The sequence below is a fragment of the Tibeticola sp. genome, assembly GCF_022759015.1.
Classification (GTDB): domain Bacteria; phylum Pseudomonadota; class Gammaproteobacteria; order Burkholderiales; family Burkholderiaceae_C; genus Tibeticola; species Tibeticola sediminis.
In genome coordinates this window covers 1-10,050 of the sequence record NZ_JAEMQB010000136.1, presented here as the reverse complement: position 1 = coordinate 10,050, position 10,050 = coordinate 1, and the positions used below count along the sequence as shown (strand labels likewise).

At 67.2% G+C, this 10,050-nt stretch carries 9 protein-coding genes, 1 pseudogene and 1 riboswitch; of the genes and pseudogenes, 2 read left to right on the top strand and 8 right to left on the bottom strand.

The window, feature by feature from the left end; translation table 11 throughout:
- From amrS to JHC36_RS08735, 7 genes are all read right to left on the bottom strand, one after another.
- Positions 1-893: AmmeMemoRadiSam system radical SAM enzyme (gene amrS, locus JHC36_RS08765; RefSeq protein ID WP_287918314.1), on the bottom strand; the 893-nt coding region annotated here is incomplete at its 3' end.
- On the bottom strand, positions 886-1,494 hold the full coding sequence (gene amrA / locus JHC36_RS08760; protein ID WP_287918312.1) for an AmmeMemoRadiSam system protein A: 609 nt from the start codon (positions 1,492-1,494) through the stop codon (positions 886-888). The genes amrA and amrS, both read right to left, overlap by 8 nt.
- A complete protein-coding gene (gene amrB, locus JHC36_RS08755; RefSeq protein ID WP_124219114.1) occupies positions 1,472-2,299 on the bottom strand; it encodes an AmmeMemoRadiSam system protein B in 828 nt (275 codons plus the stop codon). Before amrB ends, amrA begins: the two co-directional genes overlap by 23 nt.
- A gap of 211 nt (positions 2,300-2,510) precedes the next feature.
- Positions 2,511-2,654 carry a hypothetical protein gene (locus tag JHC36_RS08750; RefSeq protein ID WP_170158992.1) on the bottom strand — a complete coding sequence of 48 codons (144 nt, stop codon included), beginning with the start codon at positions 2,652-2,654 and terminating at the stop codon, positions 2,511-2,513.
- Between the two features lie 113 nt (positions 2,655-2,767).
- Positions 2,768-3,967, bottom strand: a complete 1,200-nt coding sequence (locus JHC36_RS08745; RefSeq protein ID WP_287918311.1) for a threonine ammonia-lyase — start codon at positions 3,965-3,967, stop codon at positions 2,768-2,770.
- Positions 3,968-4,064: 97 nt separating this feature from the next.
- Positions 4,065-5,933: a DNA helicase RecQ gene (recQ, locus tag JHC36_RS08740; RefSeq protein ID WP_287918310.1), complete on the bottom strand. Its 1,869-nt coding sequence runs from the start codon at positions 5,931-5,933 to the stop codon at positions 4,065-4,067.
- A gap of 68 nt (positions 5,934-6,001) precedes the next feature.
- Positions 6,002-6,190: a hypothetical protein gene (locus JHC36_RS08735; protein WP_287918309.1), complete on the bottom strand. Its 189-nt coding sequence runs from the start codon at positions 6,188-6,190 to the stop codon at positions 6,002-6,004.
- A gap of 111 nt (positions 6,191-6,301) precedes the next feature.
- Here JHC36_RS08735 and JHC36_RS08730 point away from each other — a divergent pair.
- Positions 6,302-7,345: pseudogene (locus JHC36_RS08730) on the top strand (homocysteine S-methyltransferase family protein); the annotation flags it as partial.
- Between the two features lie 88 nt (positions 7,346-7,433).
- On the opposite strand, the gene JHC36_RS08725 reads toward JHC36_RS08730, so the two are convergent.
- Positions 7,434-8,111 carry a hypothetical protein gene (locus JHC36_RS08725; RefSeq protein WP_287918307.1) on the bottom strand — a complete coding sequence of 226 codons (678 nt, stop codon included), beginning with the start codon at positions 8,109-8,111 and terminating at the stop codon, positions 7,434-7,436.
- Positions 8,112-8,389: 278 nt separating this feature from the next.
- A riboswitch (S-adenosyl-L-homocysteine riboswitch) is annotated at positions 8,390-8,482 on the top strand.
- 32 nt (positions 8,483-8,514) lie between these two features.
- Between JHC36_RS08725 and JHC36_RS08720 the strand changes: the two genes are divergently transcribed.
- Positions 8,515-10,050, top strand: a 1,536-nt coding sequence (locus JHC36_RS08720; RefSeq protein WP_287918306.1) for a dihydropteroate synthase, incomplete at its 3' end; no start/stop codon positions are given.

Here is a 10,050-nt window from a genome sequence, read left to right as displayed (position 1 = left end):
GTGTAGACGTAATGCAGGCCTTGCTCGAGCGCCATGCGGCGTGCGCGACGCAGCGTCGCCGGTGGCGTGGGCGGCACGTCGGGCATTTTGAAGTCCGGGTGAAAGGCCGAAAAATGCAGCGGCACGTCGGGGCCGAGTTCGCGCGCGACCCATTTCGAAAGCGCGGTGAGCTCCGCATCCGAGTCGTTGTGACCCGGAATCAAGAGCGTGGTGATTTCGAACCACACCGAGGTCTCGTGCTTGAGGTAGACGAGCGTATCGAGCACCGGCTGCAGATGCGCGCCCGTGAGCTTGAAATAAAAGTCCTCGGTGAAGGCCTTGAGGTCGACATTGGCGGCGTCCATCTTCGAGAAGAAGGCGCGTCGCGGCTCGGCGTGGATGTAGCCCGCCGTGACCGCCACCGTCTGAATGCCGCGCGCGTGGCAAGCATCGGCCGTGTCCATCGCGTACTCGGCGAAGATGACCGGGTCGTTGTAGGTGAAGGCCACACTCTTGCAGCCGGTCTGCAGCGCCGCCTCGGCGATCGCCTCGGGCGAGGCCTGATCCATCAGGCGATCCATGTCGCGCGACTTGCTGATGTCCCAGTTCTGGCAGAACTTGCAGGCCAGGTTGCAGCCGGCGGTGCCGAAAGACAGCACCGCGCTGCCCGGATAAAAGTGATTGAGCGGCTTCTTCTCGATCGGGTCGACGCAAAAGCCCGAGGAGCGGCCATAGGTGGTGAGCACCATCGCGTCGCCGACGCGCATGCGCACGAAACAGGCGCCGCGCTGCCCTTCGTGCAGCTTGCAATCGCGCGGACACAGGTCGCACTGGATGCGGCCGTCGTCGAGCTTGTGCCACCACTGCGCGGGGTGCAGGCTTTCGGGGGTTTGCATTTCGATGATTTCAGACATCAGTGCGCTTCTCGGATCCGGATTCAACGTCGCTCTCCCGCCACTTCTCGACGGTGTAGCGCTGCAGCCGCACCCCGGTATCCCAGAAGTCGGGCGGCAGGCCCGCCTTGGCCACAAGGTGCTGCAGAAAAACCTCGGGCTCGGACAGTTGCTCCCAAACCTGGGGCAAAAAAGTGCTGCGGTACGGGCCCCAGCTGAAGATCACGCCGTCGACGCCCGGGCGCAGCGCCCGCAGCGCTTCAGCCCGACTGTGCACGGGGATCGGTTGCGGAGGCGAGAGCAGCGACACCTCGACCTCGGTGCGCGGCAGTTCGTCCACCGACAGGGGAGCAAAGCGCGGGTCTTCGAGCGCAGCGGCAACCGCGTTGGCCTGCACGTCCTCGCGCAAGCGCCGGTGTGCGACCAAGGACCCGATGCAACCACGCAGGGCGCCGCGCTGGGTCAGCGTGACAAAGGTCGCGCCCGGCGCGTCGAGCGCGGCTTCGACTGCCTCGGGAAACGGCGGCAGCGCGTGGCCGGGCATCCCGAGCGCGCGCTCGATCGCCGCACGCGCGAGCCTCAGCAAGGCACGACCCAACTCAGGCGTGGCCGGGTGCGACATGGCTAGGCTCCGTGAAACTCAAGGCGGCATAGCCCACGACGCGCGAGCGGTCACCCGCGGTGTCGCCGGAATTGCGCAGATCGAGCAGATGCGGGTGCAACCCATGCCGGCGCGCCGCGAGCAATAGGCCGTTGACCGGCGTGGCACCGCATGCCTGCTCGTGGTCGAGCACCGGGCGCAGTTCCAGCATGGTCTGGACCGACTCGGCGTCGAGCCGCCGCGCCTCACCGTAGGGGTGGTAGTGCGACAGATCGGAACTCACGACGATGAGCGTCTCGGGGCCGCCCCAGAGCCGCTCGAGCACCTCGGCCACCTCTTCGGCGCTGGCATCTCCCACCGCGAGCGGCACCAGGCTGAAGCGGTCGAGCACGGCTTGCAAGAACGGCAACTGCACCTCGAGCGAATGTTCCCACGCGTGCGCGGCCGGGCTCTGCACGACTTGCGGCAGGTCGGCGATGGCCGCGAGCGCTGCACGATCGATCGGCACCGTTCCGAGCGGCGTCGCGAACGCCTCGACGCCCGGCCAGGCGATGCCTCGCACCGGCACGCGGTGGACCGGCCCGAGCAGCACGACGCGCTGGATCTGATCGCGCCACGGAAGCAACTGAGCGTAGGCCTGCGCGGCGACGGGGCCCGAATACACATACCCAGCGTGCGGGACGATCAAGGCCTTGGGAGGATGCGCGGAGGCCGGCGATGGGTTCGATGCCGCTTGCTGCAGCATCGACTCGACTTCTTGGGCAAGCACATAAGGCTGCCCGGGATAAAAGGCGCCGGCAACGGCAGCGGGGCGGATCTGCGGCATGGTCCCTCCTGTGGCCTCGCGGCCCAATGACCGCGTCGGCAGGAAACATGCGCCCGGAGACCCAAAAAATCAAGCCACCCGGCACAGGCCTGGGTGGCTCGATGCTCACCTCTTGAAAGCGCTGCCCCTTGCTTCCGTGCGGCCCGAGGGCCGATCGGCGGGGCTAAACCGCGCTTGTAAAAAGCTGAAAAAACGGCCGGAGCCGTCCCGTTCAGGCCATGAAAACGGCGATGAAGGCGAGCAGGAAGATCAAAACGCCCCCGGCGACCGGGATCACCAGCGGGGCGTATTTGGTCACTTCCTCGATCGGGTCCTGGGTTTGCGCGTCGTCGTGGGCCGGGGTTGCTGCAGACATGATTTGATTTTCCTCAATGGTTGAGCCTTCGGCGCGGATTCTAACGGTGGGCTCTGAATTTCGACAACCGCAGCTGGGATGCGCGACGCGCGGGGACTTGTTCGGCGTTGCCTTCAGTACGAAGCGGCCTCGAAGCCCGCCGCCTGCAGGCGCTCGATCAGTTCGCGGATATGGGTCGGCCCACGGGTCTGCAACACGAGCTCGATCTCGACGTTCTGGGCCGGCAGCGCTGAGAACGCCCGCTGGTGATGCACCTCGTCGATGTTGGCGCCCGCTTCGGCCACGATGGCGGTGATGCGCGCGAGCGCACCGGGCACGTCGCGCGCATGCACCCGCAGCCGCGTGAGGCGGCCGGCGCGCACCATGCCGCGCTCGATCAAGGCAGCGAGCAGCAGCGGCTCGATGTTGCCGCCGCAAAGCACCAGGCCGACGCGGCGGCCGCGGAAACGCTCGCCGTGTCGCAGCACGGCCGCCAGGCCCGCCGCACCCGCCCCTTCGACGACGGTTTTCTCGATTTCGAGCAGCATCAACACGGCCTGCTCGATGTCGGCCTCATCGACCAGCAGCAGGTCATCGACCGTCTCGCGGATGATCGCCTCGGTCAGCCGGCCGGGCGCGCCGACGGCGATGCCCTCGGCGATGGTGGAACTGCCCTGCGGCCACTGCGTGCCCTTGATGGCGTTGACCATGGCCGGAAAGCGCTGGGTCTGCACGCCAAAGATCTCCAAGCCCGGTTTGAGAGCGCGCGCGGCGACCGCCATGCCGGAAATCAAGCCGCCGCCCCCGACGGCTACGACGAGCACGTCGAGTTCGGGCACGTCGCGCAGCATTTCCAGCGCCACCGTGCCCTGACCGGCGATGACGTCGGGGTCGTCATAGGGGTGGACGAAGACCAGCCCGCGCGAGCGGGCGAGCGTAAACGCATGCTCCCGTGCCGCCTCGAGCGTGTCGCCGTGCAGCACCACCTCGGCACCAAAGCCGCGCGTGCGCTCGACCTTCACGCCAGGGGTGTAGCGCGGCATGACGATCACCGCAGGGATGCCCAGGCGCTGCGCGTGGTAGGCCACCCCCTGCGCATGGTTGCCGGCCGACATCGCAATGACACCGCGCGCGCGCTCCTCAGCGCTGAGCTGCGCGAGCTTGTTGCAAGCGCCGCGCTCCTTGAAGGACGCGGTGAACTGCAGGTTCTCGAACTTGAGGAACACCTGCGCGCCCACGATTTCCGAGAGCGTGCGCGAGGCCACGCATGGCGTGTGCAGCACCTGCCCAGAGAGACGCTGGGCGGCGGCTTCAATGTCTTTGGCTCGAATCATCGGCGGATTGTGCCGCCGTTCGCGTCGCAAACCACGCTCGACAAGTCCCTCGCGCGCCATCGCGGGGATGGATCGTGCGCGGCTCCAAACCGGCGCTTCAGCCGGTCTGGCAAACCTCGATCAGCGCCGCGCCGTAGCGCTCGAGCTTGACCGAGCCGATACCGCTGATCTGCGCGAGCGATTCGAGGTCGGCGGGACAGCGCTCGGCGATGGCGGCGAGCGTGGCGTCGTGGAAGATCACATAGGCAGGCAGCTGGTGCTCGCGCGCCACGTCGGCGCGCCAGGCCTTGAGCGCCTCGAAGCGGGCCTGGGCGGCTGCGTCGAGCGCCGCAGCCGCTGCCGCGACACGGGGCGTGGCTGCGCGTTCCCGGCGGCGCGCGCCCGCGGCGCTGGCGGTGGCGACCTCGCGCAGGCGCACGGGGCGCTCGCCGCGCAGCACCGCGCGCGAGGCCTCGGTGAGCACCAGGGTGTCGAAGCTTCGCCCGCTGGCGAGTGCCACCGGCTGCACGGCGAGCGCGCCGGTGGCGAGCAGCTGGCGCAACACCGCGCGCAACTGCGGCTCGCTGTAGGCCGCGCCGATGCCGAAGGTGCTGAGCCGTTCATGGCCGTGCTGCTGCACTTTGTCGGTCGCTTTGCCGCGCAACACATCGAGGATGTGGCCGGCGCCGAAGGCCATGCCGCTCGTCTGCTGCACCCGGTAGATGGTCGAGAGCAACATACGCGCCGCCTCGGTGCCGTCCCAGGTGGTGGGCGGCTGCAGGCAGTTGTCGCAATTCATGCACGGTTCGCTCGACTCGCCGAAGTAGGCCAGCAGCCGCACGCGGCGGCAGTCGGTGCTCTCGGCCAGGCTCAGCAGGGCGTCGAGCTTGCCGCGCAGCACAGCCTTGAACTCGTCGGGTGCGGGGCTCTCGTCGATCATGCGGCGCTGGTTCACCACGTCCTGCAGGCCGTAGGCCATCCAGGCGTCGGCGGGCAGGCCGTCGCGGCCGGCGCGGCCGGTTTCCTGGTAGTAGCCCTCGATGTTCTTGGGCAGGTCCACATGCGCGACGAAGCGCACGTCGGGCTTGTCGATGCCCATGCCAAACGCGACGGTGGCGACCATCACCAAGCCGTCCTCGCGCAGGAAACGGTCCTGATGCGCCTGGCGCACCTCGGCAGGCAGGCCGGCGTGGTAGGGCAGGGCCTCGATGCCATGGCGGCAGAGGGTGTCGGCCAGTTCCTCGACCTTGCGGCGCGACTGGCAGTAGACGATGCCGGCCTCGCCGGCATGCTCGCGTTCGATGAAGCGCACGAGCTGCGCGGTCGCATCGCGCTTTTCTACGATGGTGTAGCGGATGTTGGGCCGGTCAAAGCTGCTGACGAACAGCCGCGCGTCCTCGAGCTGCAGCCGCTCGATGATGTCGGCGCGCGTGAGCGCATCGGCCGTCGCCGTCAAGGCCACGCGCGGCACACCGGCATAGCGCTCGTGCAGCACCGACAAACCCCGGTATTCGGGTCGGAAGTCATGCCCCCACTGGCTCACGCAGTGCGCCTCGTCGATGGCGAAAAGCGCAAGCCGCCCCTGCGCATGCAAGGTGTCGAGCAAGGCGAGAAAGCGCGGGGTCGTCACACGCTCGGGCGCGGCGTAGAGCAGCGTGAGGTCGCCGCGCAGCAGGCGACGCTCGACCTCGGCCGCCTGTGCGGCATCGAGCGTGGAATTGAGCAGCTCGGCCGCGACGCCCAGCTCGCGCAGCGCGCCGACCTGGTCGTGCATGAGTGCAATCAAGGGCGAGACGACGAGCGTGGTGCCGTGGCCCGATCGTGCGCGCGCGATCGCAGGCACCTGGTAGCACAGGCTCTTGCCCGCGCCCGTGGGCATGAGCACCAGCGCGTCGCCGCCGGCGGCCACGTGCGCGACGATCTCGGCCTGCGCGCCGCGAAAACTCGGGTAACCAAATACCTGCTGAAGGATGGACAGGTCGGACAAACGAAAACCTCAAAAACAATAGCAAATACCGACCATTTCACGCCGGGGATCAGCGGTTTTCGTTCAACCTAAATCCGGCGGTTGGGCGCGCCCGGGCGAGTCGTCATCGGGCGCGCGGGCAAGGCGCAAACCACAGCCATGGCGCTCGCCATGGCGAGGATTTGCAACGCCGCCCCCGCGCCCGAGGGCGACTCGAACGGGTGCGCAGTGCTCACCCAAGCGGTGAACGGCTCTTGCACCAAAAACGGTTGAAACATCAACAACTTGCATTCGGCTCAAAGCGGTCAACTGCCGGATTTAGGTTCAAAAAAACCGACGGCGCGGCGCACGCGGGATGGGGCGGGCCATGCCTTTCTACAATCGTGGGCATGAAACCCCTGCACTACACCCGCGCGGCGCAGCTGCCCGAGATTCTCGCGCAGCGCATCGTCATCCTCGACGGCGCCATGGGCACGATGATCCAGCGCTTCAAGCTCACCGAAGCCCAGTACCGGGGCGAAGGCTGCCGCGGCGAGGGCTGCCCGGGCGAGCGGTTCAAGGACTTCCCACGCGACGTCAAGGGCAACAACGAACTGCTCTCGATCACCCGGCCCGACATCATCCGCGACATCCACGAAAGCTACCTCGCCGCCGGCGCCGACCTGATCGAAACCAACACCTTTGGTGCCACGAGCATCGCGCAGGCCGACTATGGCATGTCCGATCTGGCGCGCGAGATGAACCTGGCCTCGGCGCGCATCGCCCGCGCGGCTTGCGACCAATTTCAAACGCCCGAGCATCCGCGCTTCGTCGCTGGTGCGCTCGGCCCCACGCCCAAGACCGCGAGCATCAGCCCCGACGTGAACGACCCCGGGGCGCGCAATGTCACGTTCGAGGAACTGCGCGCCGCATACCTCGAGCAGACGCTGGCACTGATCGAAGGCGGCGTCGACGTGCTGCTGGTCGAGACCGTGTTCGACACGCTCAACGCCAAGGCTGCACTGTTCGCCATCGAAGAGGCCTTCGACGCCACCGGCGAGCGGCTGCCGCTCATCATCAGCGGCACCGTGACCGACGCCTCGGGGCGCATCCTCTCCGGACAGACCGTCACGGCGTTCTGGTACTCGGTGCGGCACGCGCGGCCGCTGGCCGTCGGTCTCAACTGCGCGCTCGGCGCGGCGCTCATGCGCCCCTACATCCAGGAACTCGCCAAAGCCGCGCCCGACACCTACATCAGCTGCTACCCCAACGCGGGTCTGCCCAACCCCATGAGCGACACCGGTTTCGATGAAACCCCCGAGGTCACGAGCCGGCTGTTGCGCGAATTCGCCGCTGAGGGGCTGGTCAACATCGTGGGCGGCTGCTGTGGCACCACGCCGCAGCACATCGGCGCGATCCACGACGCGGTCGCGCCGCTCGCCACCCGCAAGCTCGGCGCCGCCGGCCCGTTTCGGCGCGACGAAGCCAGCACGGGCAACGAACGCGGCGGATCAAGCCCCGAACATCCGGCGAACGCCCCCGTCAGCCAATGACGAGGCAGCCCATCAGCATCAGCGTCACGAGTTCGCGGCTGAGCTGAGCCTCGTCGCCTCCGACGCGGCGAGCGATGTCGGCAAAGGTCCGGGGGCCGCTTTGAAGCAGGTGCAGCAGCTCGAACTGGCGCCCGCGAACCAAAGAAAAATTGAACGGCGGCGTCTCGCGCAACACCAGCGGAGCATGGCGCCAGTGGCGCGCGAGCGCCTGGTCGCCCGCCGGGCCCAACAAGGAAAAGCGCCATTGAATCGCGTCGGCGGTCGTCACGCGCCAGCCCCGCGGCGGCTGCGCAGCGCCCATTGGACGCGGGCGCCAAGACAGTTCGCCCAGCTCGTGCACGTCGACGCGATCGCGCACGAACACGGTATTCGTATCGGGCCGGAAGATCGCCAACATCGCTCCATCGCCTGACGTGATGTGCGCGCAATGCCCAGGGAAAGCGGCCAGCTGTCGACGCAACTCGACCAACACGGGCGCGAGCGCCACGTCCACATTGATTTCGCTGGCCGGCTCGCCCGGCGCCGCCTGCTGTTCATCGGCGGGCTGCTGGAGCAGCCACGAGCTGACCGGCAGCTCCTGCAGCTGCGCGAGCTCCTCATCGAAGCGGCGACGCAACTCTTCCCGGTCCGCCGGCTGCGACACCGGCTGACTCGAAGAAACGGTCACGCCACCCACCTGGCCCCGAGGAACGCGCACGAAAACCTCACAGTTCGCTGAAAAAGACTGGCGACCCCACACAAACAAGCCGAAAACCACGCCCGATGGAGATAGGCAACAGAGCCCACCCGGGTCACGATACGGGCCACTCCGAAAGCGACCCACCCTCGTGTTTGGGGTTCATTCTGCCGGCTTGACCAGGGAGCGTCAAATGCGCGCCCGCGCACAGCGGGCCGCGGGATGCGCGACACACGGGGGACGGATTCAGCGTTGCCTTAAAATCTGCGGCCTCCAAGGAGCGTTGCAGCGGGCCGTTGGCCCGTCAGGCTTGGACCGTATCTTCCCCGCGGCGGCGCCGCGCACAACGACGCTCACCTGTACACGCCGCTCGGCTTTCTTTCAGGTGAGTTCCATGTCTCCATCGTCGGCCCCCTCCTCGTCGCTTGCCTCGCAGGAGGCCCCGGCCCCGCTGTGCCTTTCCGGGTTGGAGCCGCTCGTCATCGGGCCGGGTTCACTGTTCGTGAACATTGGTGAGCGCACCAACGTCACGGGCTCCAAGGCCTTTGCGCGGCTCATCCTGGCCGGCGAGTATGAAAAAGCGCTGGCGGTGGCGCGCCAGCAGGTGGAAAACGGCGCGCAGATCATCGACATCAACATGGACGAGGCCATGCTCGACAGCAAGGCCGCCATGGTGCGCTTCCTCAACCTCATGGCTGGCGAACCCGACATCGCGCGCGTGCCCGTGATGATCGACAGCTCCAAGTGGGAGGTGATCGAAGCCGGCCTGCAGTGCGTGCAGGGCAAAGGCATCGTCAACTCCATCTCCATGAAGGAAGGGGTCGAGGAATTCAAGCGGCAGGCGCGGCTCGTGAAGCGCTACGGCGCCGCAGCCGTGGTCATGGCGTTCGACGAGCATGGGCAGGCCGACAGCTTTGCGCGCAAGATCGAAATTTGCGAGCGGGCCTACCGCATTCTTGTCGACGAGGTGGACTTCCCGCCCGAAGACATCATCTTCGACCCCAACATCTTCGCCATCGCCACCGGCATCGAGGAGCACAACAACTACGCGGTGGACTTCATCGAAGCGACCCGCTGGATCAAGCAAAACCTGCCCGGCGCCAAAGTCTCGGGCGGCGTGTCCAACGTCTCGTTCAGCTTCCGCGGCAATGACGCGGTGCGCGAAGCGATCCACACGGTGTTTCTCTACCACGCGATCGCCGCAGGCATGGACATGGGCATCGTCAACGCCGGCATGATCGGCGTCTACGACGAGCTCGACCCCGTGCTGCGCGAGCGCGTGGAGGACGTGGTGCTCAACCGCCGCCCCGACGCGAGCGAGCGGCTGATCGAGATCGCCGAGACCGCCAAAGGCGCGGCGCGCGACGAGGGCAAGAAGAACGAGTGGCGTGCGGGCACGGTCGAGGAGCGCCTCTCGCACGCGCTGGTGCACGGCATCACCGACTTCATCGATGCCGACACCGAGGAGGCGTACCAGGCCGTGCGCGCACGCGGCGGCCGCGCGCTCGAAGTCATCGAAGGCCCGCTGATGGCGGGCATGAATGTCGTCGGCGACCTGTTCGGCGCGGGCAAAATGTTCCTGCCCCAGGTGGTCAAGAGCGCCCGCGTGATGAAGCAAGCCGTCGCGCACCTGTTGCCCTACATCGAAGCCGAGAAGCTGCAACAGGCCGCCGCGGGCGAGAACGTGCAGGCCAAAGGCAAAATCGTCATCGCCACCGTCAAAGGCGACGTGCACGACATCGGCAAGAACATCGTGACCGGGGTTCTGCAGTGCAACAACTTCGAGGTGGTGAACATGGGCGTGATGGTGCCCTGCCACGAAATCCTCGCGCGGGCCAAGGCCGAAGGCGCCGACATCGTCGGGCTGTCGGGGCTGATCACGCCGAGCCTCGAGGAGATGCAATACGTCGCCTCCGAGATGCAAAAAGAC

Bases quoted from the DNA above. Each gene is read 5' to 3' on its own strand.
- JHC36_RS08745 (WP_287918311.1), bottom strand. From the start codon at position 3,967: ATGATTCGAGCCAAAGACATTGAAGCCGCCGCCCAGCGTCTCTCTGGG.
- amrB (WP_124219114.1), bottom strand. From the start codon at position 2,299: ATGCCGCAGATCCGCCCCGCTGCCGTTGCCGGCGCCTTTTATCCCGGG.
- amrA (WP_287918312.1), bottom strand. From the start codon at position 1,494: ATGTCGCACCCGGCCACGCCTGAGTTGGGTCGTGCCTTGCTGAGGCTC.
- JHC36_RS08750 (WP_170158992.1), bottom strand. From the start codon at position 2,654: ATGTCTGCAGCAACCCCGGCCCACGACGACGCGCAAACCCAGGACCCG.
- JHC36_RS08735 (WP_287918309.1), bottom strand. From the start codon at position 6,190: ATGTTTCAACCGTTTTTGGTGCAAGAGCCGTTCACCGCTTGGGTGAGC.